Here is a 19,420-nt window from a genome sequence, read left to right as displayed (position 1 = left end):
TCGATGCGCTCTCTTACCCTTCATCTGAAAGTCCTGATCACCCTCCTGGTGTTGCTGGGTGTGTCGATCACGGCGTACCAGATCTTCATGCTCGGCATCCCGGTGACCGAAGACGAAACCGACGACCTGTGGAACATCGATGCCAAGGTCGAGTTCGTCGCCAGCCCCAAGGACCCGATCAAGATCCAGATGTTCGTGCCGCCATTGAGCAACGACTACGTCAGCCTCAATGAGAGCTTCATCTCCAACAACTACGGCGTGAGCGTCAACCGTGTCGATGGCAACCGCAAGGTGACCTGGTCGGCGCGGCGCGCCAAGGGCAACCAGACCCTCTACTACCGCCTGGTACTGACCAAGCGCTACAGCAGCGAAAAGGTCAAGATCAAGGGCCCGACCTTCCGTGACAGCCAGCCGGTCGAAGGGCCGGAGAAGATCGCCGCCGAAGCGTTGATGGCACCTATCCGCCAGCACTCGGCCGACGTCGAGACCTTCGTCAGCGAGACCATCAAGCGGGTCAACAACCCCAACGACGACAACGTCAAGCTGCTGCTGGCCGGCGATGCCTCTTCGCTGAACAAGGCCAAGGTCATCGACCTGCTGCTGTCGATCGCCCACGTACCGGTGGAGAAGGTGCACACCATCCGCCTGCTGGCCGACCAGCCGCAGAGCCCGGAACTGTGGCTGCGCAGCTTCAACGGCAACGACTGGCTGTACTTCAACCCGGACACCGGCGAGCAGGGCCTGCCGGCCGACCGCCTGCTGTGGTGGACCGGCGATGATCCGCTGATCACCGTCGATGGCGGCAAGAAGGTCAACGTCAGCTTCAGCCTGAACAACAGCGAGATGAACGCCATCCGCCTGGCCAAGCTGACCGACGAGAACACCGACGCCGACTTCCTCGAATACTCGCTGTACGGCCTGCCGCTGCAGACCCAGCAGACCTTCATGATCATGGTGATGATCCCGATCGGCGTGCTGGTGATCCTGGTACTGCGCAACCTGATCGGCCTGCAGACCCTGGGTACCTTCACCCCGGTGCTGATCGCCCTGGCCTTCCGTGAGACCCAGCTGGGCTTCGGTATCGCCCTGTTCACGGTGATCACCGCGCTGGGCCTGACCCTGCGTTCCTACCTCGAACACCTGAAGCTGCAGATGCTGCCGCGCCTGTCGGTGGTACTGACCTTCGTGGTGGTGCTGATCGCGGCCATCAGCCTGTTCAGCCACAAGCTGGGCCTGGAGCGCGGGCTGTCGGTGGCACTGTTCCCGATGGTGATTCTGACCATGACCATCGAGCGCCTGTCGATCACCTGGGAGGAACGCGGCGGCGGCCATGCCATGAAAGTCGCCATCGGCACCCTGTTCGCCGCCTCGGTCGCGCACCTGCTGATGAGCGTGCCCGAACTGGTGTACTTCGTGTTCACCTTCCCGGCGGTGCTGCTGATTCTGGTGGGCTTCATGCTGGCGATGGGCCGCTACCGCGGCTACCGCCTGACGGAGCTGGTGCGCTTCAAGGCCTTCGTGAAGGCTGACGCCTGATGTTCGGCCTATGGAAAACCTGGAAGGCCCTGGAAGCCCGGGGCATCATGGGTATCAACCGGCGCAACGCGGACTACGTGCTCAAGTACAACAAGCGCAACCTGTACCCGATCGTCGACGACAAGATCATCACCAAGGAGCGGGCGATCAAGGCCGGCATCCACGTGCCGGAAATGTACGGGGTGATCTCCACCGAAAAGGACATCGACAAGCTCGACGAGATCATCGGCGGGCGCAGCGATTTCGTCATCAAGCCGGCGCAGGGCGCCGGTGGTGACGGCATCCTGGTGATCGCCGACCGCTTCGAGAACCGCTACCGCACGGTGTCCGGCAAGATCATCACCCACGAGGAAATCGAGCACCAGGTGTCGAGCATCCTCACCGGGCTGTATTCGCTGGGTGGCCATCGCGACCGCGCGCTGATCGAGTACCGGGTAACCCCGGACCAGATCTTCAAGAGCATCAGCTACGAAGGCGTGCCGGACATCCGCATCATCGTGCTCATGGGCTACCCGGTCATGGCCATGCTGCGCCTGCCCACGCGCCAGTCCGGCGGCAAGGCCAACCTGCACCAGGGCGCCATCGGCGTGGGTGTGGACCTGGCGACCGGCCTGACCCTGCGCGGTACCTGGCTGAACAACATCATCAGCAAGCACCCCGACACCACCAATGCGGTGGACGGCGTGCAACTGCCCAACTGGGACGGCTTCATGAAGCTGGCCGCCGGCTGCTATGAACTGTGCGGCCTGGGCTACATCGGCGTGGACATGGTGCTGGACCAGGACAAGGGCCCGCTGATCCTGGAACTCAACGCCCGCCCCGGCCTGAACATCCAGATCGCCAACGATTGCGGCCTGACCCTGCGCACCCACGCCGTCGAGGCGCACCTTGAGGAACTGGCCAGCAATGGCATCAAGGAAAGCGTCGAAGAGCGCGTGCGCTTCGCCCAGGAACTGTTCGGCCACATCCCGGCGCAGTAATCTGCCACCGCCCTGGCGCAGCCGCGCACAGGGCGGTCGCCGATCCGCTAGGAGCATCGCCTGCACAGGGCTACAATGCTCGCCCCGCCTCGACAGCTGTTCACCCGAATGCCGACCTGCACACTTCACCCCCTGCCCTACCAGGCCGACCCGGCCGCCTACTTTGCCCGTATCCGCCAGGCACCTGGCGCCGTGCTGCTCGACAGCGCACGGCCTGGCGCCGTGCGTGGGCGCTTCGACCTGCTCAGCGCCTGGCCACTGTGCACGCTGACGCCGGACGCCGAAGAAGACGGCCAGCACTACCTGCAGCGCCTGCGCGAGCAACTGGCCGGGCTTGGGCGCGCGCACTTGCCGGCAGGTGTCGAGCTGCCGTTCGCCGGCGGCCTGATCGGCTACCTGAGCTACGACTTCGGCCGGCGCCTGGAGCGCCTGCCCGCCATTGCCTGCGACGACCTGGGGCTGGGTGACGCAAGCCTGGGGCTGTATGCCTGGGCACTGATCAGCGACCATCAGCTGCAGCGCAGCCAGCTGGTGTTTCATCCGGCGCTGCCCGCCACCGAACGCGAGCGCCTGGTGGCACTGTTCGAGCACGACGCCCCGACGGCAGCCGGCGCATTCAGGCTTGCTGCGCCAATGTGCGGCGACCTCGCAGCCGAGGATTACCGTCAGGCGTTCGAGCGGGTGCAGCAGTACATCCATGCCGGCGACTGCTACCAGATCAACCTTACCCAACGCTTTCGCGCACCCTGCCAGGGCGACCCGTGGGCGGCCTACCAGGCGCTGCGGGCTGCCTGCCCTACGCCCTTCTCCGGCTATCAGGTACTGGCCGATGGCAGCGCGCTGCTGAGCTTCTCGCCCGAGCGCTTCATCAGGGTCAGCCAGGGCGAGGTCGAAACCCGCCCGATCAAGGGCACCCGTGCGCGCAGCAGCGACCCCGTGCAGGATGCCGCCAATGCTGCCGAGCTGCTGGCCAGCACCAAGGACCGCGCCGAGAACCTGATGATCGTGGACCTGCTGCGCAACGACCTGGGGCGCAGCTGCGCTACCGGCTCGGTGCAGGTGCCGGAGCTGTTCAGCCTGGAGAGCTACCCCAACGTGCACCACATGGTCAGCAGCGTGACCGGACGCCTGGCACCGGGCAAGGATGCGCTGGACCTGATAGCCGGCAGCTTCCCCGGCGGCTCGATCACCGGGGCGCCGAAGATTCGGGCGATGCAGATCATCGACGAACTGGAGCCGAGCCGACGTGCACTGTATTGCGGCTCGCTGCTGTATGTGGACGTGCGCGGGGAGATGGACAGCTCGATCGCCATCCGCAGCCTGCTGGTGAAGGACGGCCAGGTGTGCTGCTGGGGAGGCGGTGCGGTGGTGGCGGACTCGCAGTGGGAGGCGGAGTACGAGGAGTCGATCACCAAGGTCAGGGTGTTGCTCCAGACCCTGCAGGGCCTCTAGAACGCTTCACCGGCAAGGCCGGCTCCTACAGCGTGCAGGAGCCGGCCTTGCCGGCGAAGGGGGTATTACAGGCTCAACGACCTGTTCGAGGCCTTGATGAACTCTTTCTTCAGCGCCTCGAAATCATGCACCGCCGGGAACTGCGGGAACTCGCGAATCACGTTTTCCGGCGCATGGAACAGGATGCCTGCATCCGCCTCGCCCAGCATGGTGGTGTCGTTGTACGAGTCACCCGCCGCGATCACCCGGTAGTACAGGCTCTTGAATGCCAGCACCGACTGGCGCTTGGGGTCTTTCTGGCGCAGTTGGTAGCCGGTCACACGATCGCTCTGGTCAGTGATCAGGCGGTGGCACAGCAAGGTCGGGAAACCCAGCTGGCGCATCAGCGGCTGCGAGAATTCGTAGAAGGTGTCGGACAGGATCACCACCTGGAAACGCTCGCGCAACCAGTCCACGAACTCGATGGCGCCGTCCAGCGGCTTGAGCGTGGCAATCACTGCCTGGATGTCGGAAAGCTTCAGGCCATGCTCATCCAGGATGCGCAGGCGCTGCTTCATCAGCACGTCGTAATCGGGAATGTCGCGGGTGGTGGCCCGCAACGATTCGATTCCGGTTTTTTCCGCAAAGGCGATCCAGATCTCCGGGACCAGTACACCTTCCAGGTCGAGACAGGCAATTTCCACAGCTCACTCCTCGAACAACGCTAAAAATGGAAGGCGCACTCTACAGGCGCGCCGTCTAACCCGGCAATTTTTGTTAACATTCGCCCATTACGAGCGCCAAGCGCCATTCAATGACCGGAAGCCGCCTGATGAGCCAACCCTTCGACGTCGCCGCCCTCGCCGCGACCTATGCCAACAAGTCCCCGCAGGACATCCTCAAGCTCGCCTTCGAACACTTCGGCGACGACCTGTGGATCTCCTTCAGTGGCGCCGAAGACGTGGTGCTGGTGGACATGGCCTGGAAGCTGAACAAGAACGTCAAGGTGTTCAGCCTCGACACCGGCCGCCTGCATCCGGAAACCTACCGGTTCATCGACCAGGTGCGCGAGCAGTACAAGCTGCCGATCGAGATCCTTTCCCCCGATCGCAGTGCACTCGACCCCTTCGTGAAGGAAAAGGGCCTGTTCAGCTTCTACAAGGACGGCCACGGCGAATGCTGCGGCATCCGCAAGATCGAGCCGCTGCGCCGCAAGCTGAGCACCGTCAGCGCCTGGGCCACCGGCCAGCGCCGCGACCAGAGCCCGGGCACCCGCAGCCAGGTGGCCGCGCTGGAAATCGACAGCGCCTTCTCCACCCCCGAGCGCACCCTGTACAAGTTCAACCCGTTGGCGCAGATGAGCAGCGAAGAGGTGTGGGGCTATATCCGCATGCTCGAGCTGCCCTACAACAGCCTGCATGAACGCGGCTTCATCAGCATCGGCTGCGAACCCTGCACGCGCCCGGTACTGCCCAACCAGCACGAGCGCGAAGGCCGCTGGTGGTGGGAGGAGTCGACTCAGAAGGAATGCGGGCTGCACGCCGGCAACCTGATTACCAAGGGCTGAACATGCACACCCTGAGCGCAGCACCTGGCCCCACCTGCCAGACATTGCGTCAGCAGTAAGGGCATCGTGGCCAGTGGCTGGGCTACCTGCTCGCGGGGCTATCTGCAGGAGCGCCTTCAGGCCACCGTGCTGGCGGCCTGAAGGCACTGCAAGGGCTTAATGCACTGGCAATTCGACGCCAGCGAACAGCTCTTCGAGTTCCTGCTTGTTGTGGCACTGGATGGCCTTGGCCATGACTTCGCGGGTCAGGTGAGGCGCGAACTTCTCGATGAAGTCGCACATGAAACCACGCAGGAAGGTGCCACGACGGAAACCGATCTTGGTGATGCTGGACTCGAACAGCTCACTAGCATCGAGCACCACCAGGTCGTTGTCGAGCTTGGTGTCCACCGCCATCTTGGCCACGATGCCCACGCCCAGGCCCAGGCGCACGTAAGTCTTGATCACGTCGGCATCGGCCGCGGTGAACACCACCTTGGGGGTCAGGCCGCGATGGCTGAAGGCTTCGTCGAGCTTGGAGCGGCCAGTGAAGCCGAACACATAGGTCACGATCGGGTATTCGGCCAACGCCTCCAGGGTGAGCTTGGGCAGCTTGGTCAGGGGGTGACCCTGCGGCACCACCACGCAACGATTCCAGCGGTAGCACGGCATCATCACCAGATCACCGAACAGCTCCAGGGCCTCGGTGGCGATGGCGAAGTCGACGGTACCGTCAGCCGCCATCTCGGCGATCTGCATCGGCGAGCCCTGGTGCATGTGCAGCGCCACTTCAGGGTATTGCTTGATGAACGAACTGATCACCGGCGGCAGGGCGTAGCGTGCCTGGGTGTGGGTGGTGGCGATCGACAGGGTGCCCTTTTTCTCGTTGGAGAATTCCTGGGCGATCTGCTTGATGCTCTCGACCTTGCGCAGAATCTCGCCGGCGGTGGTGATGATGCGCTCACCTGCCGGGGTCACGCGGGTCAGGTGCTTGCCGCTGCGGGCGAACACTTCCACACCCAGCTCGTCTTCCAACAGGCGAATCTGCTTGCTGATCCCCGGCTGGGAGGTATACAGGCTCTGCGCTGTCGCGGAGACGTTGAGGTCGTGGTGCGCCACTTCCCAGATGTAGCGCAATTGTTGAAGCTTCATAGGTATCCCTCAAATCAACTGGGCGTCACCGGCAGCAGCGACGAGTTATAACTATATTAGTGGTTTGAAGAATAAATCTAGAACTATTTCTTCAGCTTTCTTACAACGTCCTACACCGCCTCCCCTATGACTTGCGCCGCCCCAGGTACTGCGCCAGGGGCACCATGTACACAGGCACGGGCGACAGCTGCAGGACGCGAACCGCCGTGCGCCCCAAGGGGATCTCGCTACCGGCGCCCTGGCTGTGGCTGCCGACGATCAGCAGGTCGACGCTCAGGCGCTGGGCCTGCTCCAGGATCACGTCGGCCGGGTCGCCCTGGCGTACCCGCACCGCGCGAATCAGTGCCAGGTCCTCCTTCTCGCCCAGTTCATCCTGAAAGTTCTCCAGCACCCGCTGTTCGATGTTCGCCATCACGGTATTGAGCGCCCGACCGCGCATATGGGACAGGGTATGTTCATCAAGGTAGCTTTCCAGCAGCGATTCGGCGAACTGGCCCATCGGTTCCACGGCATGGACCACGTACAGTTCGGCGCTGAAGCTGCGTGCCAGCGCCAGCGCGTGTTGCATGACATAAGGGGAGTAACAACCGAGGTCGGTGGCACACAGCATCGAACGGATCATTTGACCTCCTAGCTGCCGATACGGCAGGGCAAGGTTCAGCTTAGCAGCGCCGAAACGACGCGCAGAGCCGTCCGGCGCCCTGCCAGACGGCCTAGCCGGGGGTACGTTCGTTGCTGATGCCGTGGGGCACATGGCCGGTGGCGACCACTGCACTGGCGCGTTCGCAGTGCCCTGCCTGGTCGTCGAAGAACACATCGGCCGCGAACGCCTCGAGAAACGCCGACTTGTCCAGGCCGCCGAGAAACAGCGACTCGTCCAGGCGAATGTCCCATTCGCGCAAGGTGCGGATGACCCGCTCGTGGGCCGGCGCCGAGCGCGCCGTCACCAGTGCGGTGCGAATCGGACAGGCGCCACTGGGGAACTCTTTCTGCAGCACGTTGAGCGCCGCCAGGAAGGCCTTGAACGGCCCGCCGCGCAGCGGCTCGCGGGCCGACTCGCGCTCGCTGGCCTGGAACGCCTCCAGGCCGCCTAGCTGATAGACGCGCTCGGACTCGTCGGAAAACACCACTGCATCGCCATCGAAGGCGATACGCAGCTCCGCGCTGGCCGCACGCCGTGCCCCGCCGGAAAGGATGGTGGCAGCGGCAAAGCCGGCGTCCAGTGCGCGGCGCACATCTTCTGCATCGGTGGACAGAAACAGGTGGCAACCAAAGGCGGCCAGGTACGGATACGGACTGCGCCCGCCAACGAAGGCTGCCCGCGAGATACCCAGACCATAATGCTCGATGGAATTGAACACCCGCAGCCCGGTGTCGGCGCTGTTGCGTGACACCAGCACCACCTCGACCCGGGCCTGGCCGAGGCTGGCATTGAGGCCCAGCAGCTTTTCCACCAACGGGAACGCATCACCCGGTTGCAGGTATTCGTCTTCGTGCTCGATCTGGTACTGGCGGTAGGCTTCGACACCCTCGGCCAGGAACAGTCGATGGCTCTCGCTGAGGTCGAACAGTGCCCGTGATGAAATGGCTACCACCAGTTTGTCGCCAAGGCCTTTGCTCATCGCCGCTCTGCTCCGCACTGCCCTGCATCGGGCGCCATAAGGTCAAACAATCGACACACTATCAGCCCGGGCGCTGCCGCCCGCAACCTGCGAGCGTGTCGGGTGACGGCACTTTTGATCAGAAAAGCCCATACCAATGGGCCAAAGCGGCAGGAAAGCGGGCCCTGCCCATTGTCGAATCACGGTGTAACGCGCTAAGGTTCGGCACCCCGCCGCGTTCAATCATGCTGCTCCGCCGCGCGGGTAGCTGGCGGCCGGCACCCGTGACCTGACGAGTAACACGATGGCTGATTTACCGATCGACGACCTTAACGTTGCCTCCAACGAGACCTTGATCACCCCCGATCAGCTCAAGAAGGACATTCCACTCAGCGCCACCGCCCTGCAGACCGTGACCGCGGGCCGCGAAGTGGTACGCAATATCCTCGACGGCAAGGACCACCGCCTGTTCGTGGTGATCGGCCCCTGCTCGATCCATGACCTCAAGGCCGCACACGAATACGCCGAGCGCCTGAAGGTGCTGGCGGCCGAAGTCGCCGACACCCTGTACCTGGTGATGCGCGTGTATTTCGAGAAGCCGCGCACCACGGTGGGCTGGAAGGGCCTGATCAACGACCCGTACCTGGATGACTCGTTCAAGATCCAGGACGGCCTGCACATCGGTCGCCAACTGCTGCTGGATCTGGCGGAAATGGGCCTACCCACCGCCACCGAAGCCCTCGACCCGATCTCCCCGCAGTACCTGCAGGACCTGATCAGTTGGTCGGCGATCGGCGCGCGCACCACCGAATCCCAGACCCACCGCGAGATGGCCTCGGGCCTGTCGTCGGCCGTCGGCTTCAAGAACGGTACGGACGGCGGCCTGACCGTGGCGATCAACGCACTGCAATCGGTTTCCAGCCCGCACCGTTTCCTGGGCATCAACCAGGAAGGTGGCGTATCCATCGTCACCACCAAGGGCAACGCCTACGGTCACGTGGTGCTGCGCGGCGGCAACGGCAAGCCCAACTATGATTCGGTCAGCGTCGCCCTGTGCGAGCAGGCCCTGGCCAAGGCCAGGATCAAGCCGAACATCATGGTCGACTGCAGCCACGCCAATTCCAACAAGGACCCGGCCCTGCAACCGCTGGTGATGGACAACGTGGCCAACCAGATCCTCGAAGGCAACGAGTCGATCATCGGCCTGATGGTCGAAAGCCACCTCAACTGGGGCTGCCAGGCCATCCCCAAGGACCTTGCCGAACTGCAGTACGGCGTGTCGATCACCGATGCCTGCATCGACTGGGAAGCCACCGAGAAGTCCGTGCGCAGCATGCGCGCCAAGCTCAAGGACGTGTTGCCCAAGCGCAACCGCGGCTGAAAGCCATCAACGAAAACGCCGGGCAATGCCCGGCGTTTTCGTTTTCAACAGGGTGTCAGCAGGCTCAGGCCTTGTTGGAATGCTTTTGATGACGTTCCATGTAGCGCTCGACATAGGAGCACGAGGGGATCACGGTGTAGCCCATGTCCTCGGCATAGGCGAGGGCCTTTTCGGTCAGCGCCGCAGCGATGCCTCGCCCACGCAGCGCATTGGGCACGAACGTGCGGTAGATATCCAATGTCTGCTTACCCAGGTCCATGTAGGTCAGGTAGGCACGATGACCGTCCACATTGGTCTCGAACTGATGACCAGCCTGGTCATGGTGGATGGACAACGCCTCGCTCATCACTACTCCTCGCGGGTCTTCTCGTCAGACCCTTACCTTACCGATGTTTGTCCGGCGAAGGAACCTCTACGCCACCCCGTGCCCGTTTGGACAGCGAGAACAGCCTGGTTGTTCTCTGGCAACTGAGCACCTACAAATAGTAGGCGCCCAGTGCACAGATGCTCAAGGTACTTGATCGTAAAAAACCTGCACTTGCAGCATGCGAACACGGCAGCGAGCCACACTGCCAACAGTAGCCGGATGATGTAGTGGTAAGACGAACAATGACACTTGGAGTCACTTTTAGTTCACTACAAAGACGCATTTACAGCGGTGTTTCAGCGCCGCTACAAAAGCGCCTGCATTCTTTTCACGCCCCCGCCGGGGCGGCCTGCGCAACCGCGCAATTTTTTTCCGGTTCTTGCGCTCGGTCAGTTTACTTACTACAAGTAATGGGTACTATGTACGCCGGCCAGTTTCTCTTTGTTGAGAGATGGCTCTTTAATAGAAAGTCCTTGAAGGGGAACACGATGAACAACGTTCTGAAATTCTCTGCTCTGGCTCTGGCCGCAGTACTGGCCACCGGTTGCAGCAGCGTCTCCAAAGAAACCGAAGCCCGTCTGACTGCAACCGAAGACGCAGCAGCCCGTGCACAAGCTCGTGCCGATGAAGCCTACCGCAAGGCTGATGACGCTCTGGCCGCCGCTCAGAAAGCTCAGCAAACTGCTGACGAAGCTAACGAGCGCGCTCTGCGTATGCTGGAAAAAGCCAGCCGCAAGTAATAATCCCTCGGGATTGTTAAAAAGCCGACCCACCTGTGGGTCGGCTTTTTTATTGCCTGCAGAACCGTCCTGCGCAAACGACGAGGCCCGCATGAAGCGGGCCTCGTGCAAACACAGGCGGGTTACTGCATTTCGAGCGGAACGCTCGATACCATCGGCGCACCGGCGTCACCCGGCACCGCGATCTCTACCGGGATACCATCTTCGGCCGCCACCACGTCACGCACCATGTCCCAGTTCATGCGCAGGTTGTTGGCCAGGTCTTCGCGCTTGAGCAGGGCATTGATCACTGCCGTGTGCTTGTCGACCACCGACGGGTCGCCCTTGTCATCCAGCGGGGTATGCGCCTCGAGGTAGACCTTGCCACCACTGAGGCCGAACTTGTACGGCTCGTTGATGATACGCACCGAAGTCCCCACCGGTGCCATGCTCGCCAGTTGCAGCACGTTGTTGTTGAGCATGCGGAAACAGCCATGGCTGGTACGCATGCCGATGCCGAACTTCTTGTTGGAACCGTGGATCAGGTAGCCCGGTACGCCCAGGGTGAACTTGAACGGGCCCAGCGGGTTGTCCGGGCCGGCCGGCACCACGTTGGGCAACGGATCACCGTCGGCGGCGTGCTCGGCCTTGATCGAGGCCGGTGGGGTCCAGGTCGGGTTCGGCGTCTTGGCCGTGACCTTGGTGTTGGCAATAGGCGAACCCCAGCCTTCGCGGCCGATGCCCAGCGGGAAGGTGTGCACCACGTTCTCGCCTTTGGGGTAGTAGTACAGGCGGTACTCGGCAAGGTTGATCACGATGCCTTCGCGCGGGCCCGGCGGCAGGATGAAACGGGTCGGCAGCACGATCTCGGTGCCGGCGCCTGGCAACCAGGGGTCCACGCCCGGGTTGGCCGCGACCATTTCCAGGTAGCCCAGGTCGTTGGCGGTACCGATGTCGGCGAAGGTGTCCTCATACTTGGCCTTGATCACCTGGACCTGGCCGATGACATCCTCGCCCGGCGGCGGCAGGGGGAACTCCAGAGCGGCAACAGGGCCCGCCGCCAGCAGGGCGGCCAGGGACAGGCAACGGGTGACGGCGGGAAAGCGCGGCAACATCCGGGAAATCCTTCGCTAATTCAGGTGGGTCAAGCGGGCAATTGTACACCGCCCCCTGCGGGATCGGGAGGCATCCGGGCACAGAACCCTTGCCAAACGTAAAAGATCCGACGTCAGGCCTGCAGCTCGGGCCATACCGGACGCGTGCCGCGCCGCTGCGCCTCGAGGATCGCCCGGCACAGGCGGCACAGGCGCTGGTCACGGTAGATGCTGCGCTCCACACCCGACCAGCGCGGTTGCGCCGGCAGCAGGGTGCCACACAGGGTACGGTCGACGGAGCCGCCCAGTTCGAGTTGGCGGGCGATCAGGTGGACGCGACTCTCCTGGCAGGCGAACAGGTCAAGCTGTTCGTCAGGCTCGATCAATTGATAGGCATACAGGGACCAGGCGGGACGCGGCATCGGGGGCTCCAAATCGGGGGCGCAACATTAGCCGAAAGCCGATCAGTATAAAAGCGTCAAAGCAGCGGTTTTATTGATGGCCAGGCATTTTCCAGCAACTGCGCCTGGGCGCCCTGCCCCGGATGGATGCCATCGGCCTGCATCAGCTCGGGCACGCCACCTACCCCTTCGAGAAAGAACGGCACCAGCGGCACGTCCTTTTCCTTGCCAAGATCGGCATACACCTGTGCGAACGCATCGGTGTAGCGCTTGCCATAGTTGGGTGGCAGGCGCATACCCAGCAGCAGCACCCTGGCACCGGCATCACGGGAGCGATCGATCATCGAGGCAAGATTTTGTTGCAATTGCGCCGGTGCCTGCCCGCGCAGCCCGTCATTGCCGCCCAGCTCCACCACCACCAGGCTGGGCTTGTGCTCTGCAAGCAGCGCAGGCAGCCGCGCCTGGCCCCCGGCACTGGTGTCGCCACTGATCGAGGCATTGACCACCTTGTCATCGAAACCCTCGGCCTTGAGCCGCTGTTCGAGCAGGGCAACCCACCCCTGACGGGTATCCAGGCCAAAAGCGGCACTGATACTATCCCCAACGATCAATACCGTTCCTGCCGATGCGCCCTGGGCCATGCACAGCAAGGCCAGGCCTGCACTCAATAACCACACTCGCATTGGATTCTCCATGGGCCCCAGCATCTTGACTGCGCGCAACCTTAGCAAAGTGGTCCCCAGCGCGGAAGGCGACCTGACCATCCTGCACGAACTGAGCCTGGAATTGAAACAGGGCGACAGCCTGGCCATTGTCGGCGCCTCCGGCTCGGGCAAGTCCACCCTGCTCGGCCTGCTGGCCGGCCTCGACCTGCCCAGTGCAGGCTCGGTGACACTGGCCGGGCACGACCTGGGCCCGCTCGACGAAGACCAGCGCGCCCAGGTCCGCGCCGAGCATGTCGGCTTCGTGTTCCAGTCGTTCCAGCTGCTCGACAGCCTCAATGCCCTTGAGAACGTGATGCTGCCGCTGGAGCTGGACGGACGCCGCGATGCCCGCGAACACGCCCGCAGCCTGCTCGAACGGGTCGGCCTGGGCCAGCGCCTGAGCCATTCGCCACGCCAGTTGTCCGGCGGCGAGCAGCAGCGGGTGGCAATTGCCCGCGCCTTTGCCGCCGAGCCTGCGGTGCTGTTCGCCGACGAGCCCACCGGCAACCTCGACAGCCACACCGGTGAACGCATCAGCGACCTGCTGTTCGAACTGAACAAGGAACGCGGCACCACCCTCGTCCTGGTCACCCACGATGAACGCCTGGCGCACCGCTGCGGCCGGCTGATTCGCCTGGAAGCCGGCCACCTGGTCACCCCGCTGGAGCCCTAGATGGCACACCTGTCGTTTCTGCGCCTGCCGCGCCTGGCGTTGCGTCAACTGATGCGCGATGCACGCGCCGGCGAACTGCGCGTGCTGTTCTTCGCCCTGCTGGTGGCCGTGGCCGCCAGCACCGCCATCGGCTACTTCGGCGCCCGCCTGAACGGCGCCATGCTGCTGCGTGCCACCGAGTTCCTTGGCGCCGACCTGGTGCTGCAGGGCAGCGCCCCGGCCACCCCGGAACAGATCCGCAACGGCGAGCAGCTGGGCCTGGCCCATGCGAAAGTGGTCGAGTTCTCCAGCGTGATCGCCACCGACAACGGTATCCAGCTTTCCAGTGTCAAGGCTGCCGGCACGGGTTACCCGCTGCGCGGGGAGCTGCGCAGTGCCGCCGAGGCCTACGGGCCGGAGGTGGCCGGCGGTGGTCCGGCGCCGGGCGAAGCCTGGGTCGAGTCGCGCCTGCTGGCGGCGCTGAACCTCAAGATCGGTGACAGCGTCGACGTGGGCATGAAGACCCTGCGCCTGAGCCGCGTGCTGACCTATGAGCCGGACCGCGCCGGCAACTTCTACAGCCTCACTCCGCGGGTGCTGATGAACCTGGCTGACCTGGATGCCACCGGCGTGGTGCAGCCCGGCAGCCGGGTCACCTACCGCGACCTGTGGCGCGGCGAGCCCCAGGCCCTGGCAAGCTACACCCAGGCTACCAAGGCGGGGCTTGCCGCCCACCAGCAACTGCGCGACTCGCGTGACGGCAACCAGCAGATCGGCGGTGCACTTGGCAAGGCCGAACGCTACCTGAACATGGCCAGCCTGGTGGCGGTGCTGCTGGCCGGCGTGGCCGTGGCGCTGTCGGCCAGCCGTTTTGCCATGCGCCGCTTCGATGCCAGCGCCCTGCTGCGCTGCCTGGGCCTGTCCCGGCGCCAGGCGCTGAGCCTGTTCTGCCTGCAACTGGCGATTTTGGGTAGCGTGGCAGCCCTGGGGGGCGCACTGCTCGGCTGGCTGGCGCAACTGGGTCTGTTCGCCCTGCTGCAGGGCCTGCTGCCTTCGCAGGTGCCGCCAGGTGGCATCGCCCCGGCCCTGGCCGGGATCGCCACCGGGCTGGTGGCGCTGGCCGGCTTCGCCCTGCCGCCATTGGCAGCGCTGGGCCGGGTGCCGCCGCTGCGGGTACTGCGCCGCGACCTGCTGCCGGTGCCGGCAAGCAGCTGGCTGGTGTATGGCGCAGCACTGTTGGCCCTGGGCCTCATCATGTGGCGCCTGAGCCTGGACCTGCTGCTGACCTTCGCCCTGCTCGGCGGCGGTCTGGTGGCCGCGCTAGTGCTGGGCGGTCTGCTGCTGCTCGGCTTGCGCAGCCTGCGCCGGCTGCTGGCCGGCGCCCCGCTGGCCTGGCGCCTGGGCCTGGGGCAACTGCTCAAGCATCCGCTGGCGGCGGCAGGCCAGTCGCTGGCCTTCGGCATGATCCTGCTGGCCATGGCCCTGATCGCCCTGCTGCGCACCGAGCTGCTCGACACCTGGCAGAACCAGCTGCCCAAGGATGCTCCCAACTATTTCGTGCTCAACATCCTGCCGGACGACAAGGACACCTTCGCCCAGCGCCTGAATGAATTCTCGGTCCATGCCGCGCCGTTGTTCCCGGTGATTCCCGGGCGCCTGACGCTCATCAATGGCGAGCCGGTGCGCGAGATCGTCAGCAAGGAATCCACCGGTGACCGCGCCGTCCAGCGCGACCTGAGCCTGACCTGGGCCGCCGACCTGCCCCAGGGCAACACCTTGAGCGCCGGCCAGTGGTGGCAGGCACAGCCAACGGCCGATGCCTTGCCCGGCGTGTCGGTGGAGGCGCAGCTGGCCGAGAGCCTCAAGCTCAAGCTGGGCGACACCCTGACCTTCAGCATCGGTGGCCTGGAGCGCCAGGTACAGGTCAGCAGCCTGCGCACGGTCAACTGGGACAGTTTCCAGCCCAACTTCTACATGATCTTCCAGCCCGGCACCCTGCAGGACCTGCCGACCACCTATCTCACCAGCTTCTACCTGGCCCCAGGCCACGACCAGCAGGTGGTGGCCCTGTCGCGAGCGTTCCCGGCAGCCACCATCCTGCAGGTCGATGCGCTGCTGGAGCAGTTGCGCAGCATCCTGGCCCAGGTGACCCTGGCGGTACAGTATGTGCTGCTGTTCGTGCTGGCGGCGGGCCTGGCCGTGTTGTTCGCCGGGCTGCAGGCCACCCTGGACGAGCGCATCCACCAGGGTGCGCTGCTGCGGGCACTGGGCGCCAGCCGCAGCCTGCTGGTCAAGGCCCGGCGCATCGAGTTCGGCCTGCTGGGCGCTGCCAGCGGCCTGCTCGCGGCGCTGGGCACCGAACTGATCAGCCTGCTGCTGTACCGCTACGCATTCGACCTGCACTGGAGCCCGCACCCGTGGCTGCTGCTGTTGCCGGTGATCGGTGCGTTGCTGGTGGGGGGTGCGGGGGTATTCGGCACGCGCCGGGCGCTCAATGCCAGCCCGCTGACAGTGCTTCGCGAGGGCTGATAGACTCGGCGGCTACCTACCCGAGCCTGGAAGCCCATGAGCCGATACCGCCCGCCCCGCACTGCCGGCACCGCACTGATCACCCCACAGGGCGAGGCGCGCATGCGCGCCGAGCTGCATGAACTGTGGCATGTGCGCAGGCCCCAGGTGACCCAGTCGGTCAGTGAGGCAGCAGCGCAAGGTGACCGTTCGGAAAACGCCGAATACACCTACGGCAAGAAGATGCTGCGCGAAATCGACAGCCGCGTGCGCTTCCTGACCAAGCGCCTGGAAAACCTGAAAGTGGTGAGCGAACGGCCCAGCGACCCGAACAAGGTGTACTTCGGGGCCTGGGTCACGGTCGAGAACGAAGACGGCGAACAATCGCGCTACCGCATTGTCGGGCCCGACGAGCTGGACTTGAAACTGGGCCTGATCAGCATCGATTCGCCCCTGGCCCGCGCCCTGATCGGCAAGGCGCTGGACGCTGAAGTGCGGGTGCAGACACCGACTGGCGAACAGACGGTGTACATCGTCGAGATCGAGTACCCCTGAGCGATCAGGCGCGGGTGATCAAGCCCTGGCGGGCGACGCGGGTCAGGTGGTGGATCACTTCGGCGGCATCGGCCCTCGAGGGCGCCTGCACCACGGCCAGGTCGAAACGGTCGTTGCCGAACCGGGCGAGGGTTTCGCAGGAGTCGGCGAACTGGATCAGGAACGCCGTGGCGCGGCCTTTGGGGCGGGGCCAGCCATCGAGGTAGCGCAGCAGGGTCGGCTGGTGTTTGCCGCTCAGCAGAATGCGCGGCGTGCGAGCCGCCTGGCTGGTAGGGAGAGGGGTGAGGCAAACGCTGGTACGTGGGCAACTCATGGTGTACTTCTCTGTGCCTCGCAGATCCCGCTGGGCTGCGGTGCGAGGCGTCACCGAACCAGCGCTTTAGCGGTATTCGGACGACCTGCTGGTGGTCTTCCTGCGCCCCGCAAGTAGCTGTTTAAATCGGCGCAAGCCAGCATCCTAGAGAAGCGCCGGCCCGGCTGTCAACAATGCCATCGTCTGATAAACGACCCGGACGCCGGAAAAACAAGCGAGTTTCTCGCATTCGACGGCGACGCCGGTTCCTGCACTTGCCGGCGCCCCTGAAGGCGCCTGCGTTGCCGCAGAAGCAAGCAGCCGGGTCGGGCACAAAAAAGGGCCTGCAATGCAGGCCCTTTTTGTGCCACAACGCCAAGGCTCACTTGGCGATCATGCGGTCCACCGACGCCCTGCCCGCCCCTTCCACCAGTACCGCAATCGCGCCACCCAGCAGCGCCAGGGCGAACTCATAGCCGTTGTTGGCCATGAACAGACCGTTGCCGATGTGCACCGAGAAAATCGCCACCAGCAGCAACCCCACCAGCGCCAGGGCCGCCGGGCGTGCCAGCAGGCCGATGACCAGTGCCAGCCCGCCGAAGAACTCGGCACCACCGGACAGCGCCGCCATCAGTGTCGGCGGGGTCAGCCCCAGGCTTTCCATGTACTGCGCGGTGCCTGCCAGCCCGCCGCCACCAAACAGGCCGAACAGCTTCTGCGAGCCATGGGCCATGAAGATGATGCCGATGAAGATGCGCAGTACGGTAATGCCCCAGCCGGCGCGGGTGAACAATACGGAGTTGATGGCGTTCATGCTGTCTTCCTTAAGCGATGCAGGTGTGTGGTAGAGGTCGCCATCTTAATCATATTTTCAAATGTTAAAATCGCGATTATCTGCACATACAAATCGTAATTTTCGATTACTTGCGTGAGGCCACTTTTCGTCCCCGGGCTTCCAGCGCGTCGCGTTCGCGGTCGAATGCCAGAAAGTACTTGTTGACGCTATTAACATAGCTGACCGGCCCCATTCCCACCTGCTCGAGCGCCACACGCTCTACCTGAAAGAACCACTGGTTGGGGTTCAGGCCGCGTCGCCGCGCCTCGGCCCGCATGGCCTGAACCCGCTCCGGCCCCAGGTTGTAGCCGGCCAGCACGAACGCCATGCGCTCGCGTTCGTTGAGCTGGTTGCTGGAAAAGAACTTGCGCCGGATCAGTGCCAGGTAGCGCGCGCTGGCCTGTACATTGCCATCGACATTGGCGATATCGCTGATCCCCACCCGCTGCGCCGCATCGGGGGTGATCTGCATCAGCCCATGGGCGCCACCTGCGCCCCTGGCCGCCGGGTCGAGGGCCGACTCCTTGAACGCCAGTGCCGCCAGGTTCAGCCAGTCCAGGTTCTGGGCCTGGGCGTGACGCTGCAGCACCGGCCGCAGTTTTTCCAGGCGCTGGCGGTTGGCCTGGGCCAGCGGGTAATGCACCTTGTACAGGCGCCGGTAGATACGCTCGAACGCCACATCCTGATCGGCCGGGGCGTGATACCCCTTGAGGAAGCGATCGACACTGGCGTGCAGCATCGCCGCGTCGCGGCGCACGTACCAATGCATCGCCTCGGGCTGGGCCAGCTGCACCTTGCGCTGCACCAGCAGCTTGGGCATCACCTGCGCCCAGCGCCGGGCAATCGGCTGTTCGACCACGGTCAGGTGGAAGATGCCGGCCTGCACCATTTCCAGCACATCCTCCACCGCAAGGCTGGGGTCCGCCCATTCCACCTTGAGCGGCGCCAGCTTGCGCAGGGCCAGGCGCTGGTTGATTTCGTGGAGGGTATCGCCTGCCGCACTCGAACTGGTCAGGGTCACGGTGCGGCCGGCAAGCTGCTCGACGCGCTGGTAGGTCCGTTCGCCCTTGCGCCCCACCAGCACCAGCGGCACATTCTCCAGCACGGGGTCGCTGGCCATCACCCCGCGGGTGGAACTCAAATCGATCAGCTCGCCGGGCGCCACCAGATCGCCCTCGCCACGCTGCAATGCGCCAATCAACTGGTCCTTGGCCTTGGGGATGATCTTCAGGCGGATCTGCTGACCGTCACGGGCACGCCCGTTGAGATAGTGCTCGAAGGCGATCAACCGATGGTATTCGATGCCCACCGGCTGGCCCTTGACCTCGCCGGAGCTGTTGCGGCTCTGGTTGACCAGCACGCGCAACACCCGGCTTTCACGGATCTGCGCCAGGTCGCGCACCTTGGCCGCAGGCACCGCCTGCTGCGGGCCGGGCAGGCGTGCGTGGGCCGGGCCGGCGCACAGCAGGCCCACACACAGCAAAAAAAGCCAAAGTGATCGCGTCATCCGGTCTCCGGCAAAGGGCCGCGATTGAGTATTTGACGCCATAATGAGCGGTCGGTCCGTGACAATTGACCGCAAAAGACCGCGACAACTTCTTGAAGTTCTTGGCGTTATTGGTATTTTTCGGCGCTGCCAAGCGCTTTTGCCGCACAACCTGAGGTA

Annotated in this window: 20 protein-coding genes; 9 read left to right on the top strand and 11 right to left on the bottom strand. The window is 64.2% G+C overall.

The window, feature by feature from the left end:
* Positions 1-3 precede the first annotated feature (3 nt).
* The 3 genes from rloB to pabB all read left to right on the top strand — a co-directional run bounded on the left by rloB (position 4) and on the right by pabB (position 3,968).
* A complete protein-coding gene (gene rloB / locus NP552_RS23355) occupies positions 4-1,536 on the top strand; it encodes an osmotic stress tolerance membrane protein RloB (RefSeq protein ID WP_043863078.1) in 1,533 nt (510 codons plus the stop codon).
* Positions 1,536-2,516 (top strand): alpha-L-glutamate ligase-like protein, encoded by a 981-nt coding sequence (locus NP552_RS23350; RefSeq protein ID WP_043863079.1) that lies wholly within the window; start codon positions 1,536-1,538, stop codon positions 2,514-2,516. The genes rloB and NP552_RS23350 overlap by 1 nt, the downstream gene beginning before the upstream one ends.
* A 108-nt stretch (positions 2,517-2,624) precedes the next feature.
* The gene (gene pabB, locus NP552_RS23345; protein WP_274097199.1) at positions 2,625-3,968 is read left to right on the top strand and encodes an aminodeoxychorismate synthase component I; all 1,344 of its coding nucleotides are present in this window, start codon (positions 2,625-2,627) and stop codon (positions 3,966-3,968) included.
* 65 nt (positions 3,969-4,033) lie between these two features.
* Here pabB and thrH read toward each other — a convergent pair whose 3' ends face one another.
* The gene (gene thrH / locus NP552_RS23340; protein ID WP_043863081.1) at positions 4,034-4,651 is read right to left on the bottom strand and encodes a bifunctional phosphoserine phosphatase/homoserine phosphotransferase ThrH; all 618 of its coding nucleotides are present in this window, start codon (positions 4,649-4,651) and stop codon (positions 4,034-4,036) included.
* A gap of 128 nt (positions 4,652-4,779) precedes the next feature.
* Between thrH and NP552_RS23335 the strand changes: the two genes are divergently transcribed.
* Positions 4,780-5,514 carry a phosphoadenylyl-sulfate reductase gene (locus tag NP552_RS23335; protein ID WP_054915690.1) on the top strand — a complete coding sequence of 245 codons (735 nt, stop codon included), beginning with the start codon at positions 4,780-4,782 and terminating at the stop codon, positions 5,512-5,514.
* A gap of 156 nt (positions 5,515-5,670) precedes the next feature.
* On the opposite strand, the gene cysB is transcribed toward NP552_RS23335, so the two are convergent.
* From cysB to NP552_RS23320, 3 genes are all read right to left on the bottom strand, one after another.
* The gene (gene cysB / locus NP552_RS23330) at positions 5,671-6,645 is read right to left on the bottom strand and encodes an HTH-type transcriptional regulator CysB (RefSeq protein WP_043863083.1); all 975 of its coding nucleotides are present in this window, start codon (positions 6,643-6,645) and stop codon (positions 5,671-5,673) included.
* Positions 6,646-6,769: 124 nt separating this feature from the next.
* Positions 6,770-7,267, bottom strand: a complete 498-nt coding sequence (locus tag NP552_RS23325) for a universal stress protein (protein WP_043863084.1) — start codon at positions 7,265-7,267, stop codon at positions 6,770-6,772.
* 91 nt (positions 7,268-7,358) lie between these two features.
* Positions 7,359-8,267: a 5'-nucleotidase gene (locus NP552_RS23320; protein WP_043863085.1), complete on the bottom strand. Its 909-nt coding sequence runs from the start codon at positions 8,265-8,267 to the stop codon at positions 7,359-7,361.
* Positions 8,268-8,550: 283 nt separating this feature from the next.
* On the opposite strand from NP552_RS23320, the gene NP552_RS23315 reads away from it, so the two are divergent.
* The gene (locus NP552_RS23315; protein ID WP_043863086.1) at positions 8,551-9,627 is read left to right on the top strand and encodes a 3-deoxy-7-phosphoheptulonate synthase; all 1,077 of its coding nucleotides are present in this window, start codon (positions 8,551-8,553) and stop codon (positions 9,625-9,627) included.
* A 64-nt stretch (positions 9,628-9,691) separates the two neighbouring features.
* On the opposite strand, the gene NP552_RS23310 is transcribed toward NP552_RS23315, so the two are convergent.
* Complete coding sequence (locus NP552_RS23310; protein ID WP_043863087.1) at positions 9,692-9,973, bottom strand: GNAT family N-acetyltransferase; 282 nt, start codon at positions 9,971-9,973, stop codon at positions 9,692-9,694.
* Between the two features lie 509 nt (positions 9,974-10,482).
* Between NP552_RS23310 and oprI the strand changes: the two genes are divergently transcribed.
* Positions 10,483-10,734 carry an outer membrane lipoprotei OprI gene (gene oprI, locus NP552_RS23305; RefSeq protein WP_037058464.1) on the top strand — a complete coding sequence of 84 codons (252 nt, stop codon included), beginning with the start codon at positions 10,483-10,485 and terminating at the stop codon, positions 10,732-10,734.
* A gap of 122 nt (positions 10,735-10,856) precedes the next feature.
* On the opposite strand, the gene NP552_RS23300 is transcribed toward oprI, so the two are convergent.
* From NP552_RS23300 to NP552_RS23290, 3 genes are all read right to left on the bottom strand, one after another.
* Positions 10,857-11,828 (bottom strand): L,D-transpeptidase family protein, encoded by a 972-nt coding sequence (locus NP552_RS23300; protein ID WP_210014521.1) that lies wholly within the window; start codon positions 11,826-11,828, stop codon positions 10,857-10,859.
* A gap of 113 nt (positions 11,829-11,941) precedes the next feature.
* Entirely contained in the window at positions 11,942-12,229 is a 288-nt protein-coding gene (locus NP552_RS23295; RefSeq protein WP_043863089.1) for a hypothetical protein, read from the bottom strand.
* Positions 12,230-12,285: 56 nt separating this feature from the next.
* Complete coding sequence (locus NP552_RS23290) at positions 12,286-12,891, bottom strand: arylesterase (protein WP_043863090.1); 606 nt, start codon at positions 12,889-12,891, stop codon at positions 12,286-12,288.
* Positions 12,892-12,901: 10 nt separating this feature from the next.
* On the opposite strand from NP552_RS23290, the gene NP552_RS23285 reads away from it, so the two are divergent.
* The 3 genes from NP552_RS23285 to greB are packed head-to-tail and all read left to right on the top strand — an operon-like array spanning position 12,902 to position 16,627.
* Positions 12,902-13,585, top strand: coding sequence for an ABC transporter ATP-binding protein (locus tag NP552_RS23285; protein WP_043863091.1), 684 nt, complete (start codon positions 12,902-12,904; stop codon positions 13,583-13,585).
* On the top strand, positions 13,586-16,093 hold the full coding sequence (locus NP552_RS23280; protein WP_054915689.1) for an ABC transporter permease: 2,508 nt from the start codon (positions 13,586-13,588) through the stop codon (positions 16,091-16,093).
* A 36-nt stretch (positions 16,094-16,129) separates the two neighbouring features.
* The gene (greB, locus tag NP552_RS23275) at positions 16,130-16,627 is read left to right on the top strand and encodes a transcription elongation factor GreB (RefSeq protein ID WP_043863093.1); all 498 of its coding nucleotides are present in this window, start codon (positions 16,130-16,132) and stop codon (positions 16,625-16,627) included.
* Between the two features lie 4 nt (positions 16,628-16,631).
* On the opposite strand, the gene NP552_RS23270 is transcribed toward greB, so the two are convergent.
* The 3 genes from NP552_RS23270 to NP552_RS23260 form a co-directional block, all read right to left on the bottom strand.
* Positions 16,632-16,940 (bottom strand): hypothetical protein, encoded by a 309-nt coding sequence (locus tag NP552_RS23270; RefSeq protein WP_054915688.1) that lies wholly within the window; start codon positions 16,938-16,940, stop codon positions 16,632-16,634.
* A 361-nt stretch (positions 16,941-17,301) separates the two neighbouring features.
* Positions 17,302-17,733: a DoxX family protein gene (locus NP552_RS23265; RefSeq protein ID WP_043863095.1), complete on the bottom strand. Its 432-nt coding sequence runs from the start codon at positions 17,731-17,733 to the stop codon at positions 17,302-17,304.
* Positions 17,734-17,839: 106 nt separating this feature from the next.
* Positions 17,840-19,261: a transglycosylase SLT domain-containing protein gene (locus tag NP552_RS23260; RefSeq protein WP_274097198.1), complete on the bottom strand. Its 1,422-nt coding sequence runs from the start codon at positions 19,259-19,261 to the stop codon at positions 17,840-17,842.
* Positions 19,262-19,420: the final 159 nt, after the last annotated feature.

Origin of the sequence: Pseudomonas sp. 8209 (genome assembly GCF_028682105.1) — a bacterium.
GTDB classification, from domain to species: domain Bacteria; phylum Pseudomonadota; class Gammaproteobacteria; order Pseudomonadales; family Pseudomonadaceae; genus Aquipseudomonas; species Aquipseudomonas palmensis.
Note: the sequence above shows the minus strand (reverse complement) of the source record. Positions and strands in the feature narration are given on the sequence as shown.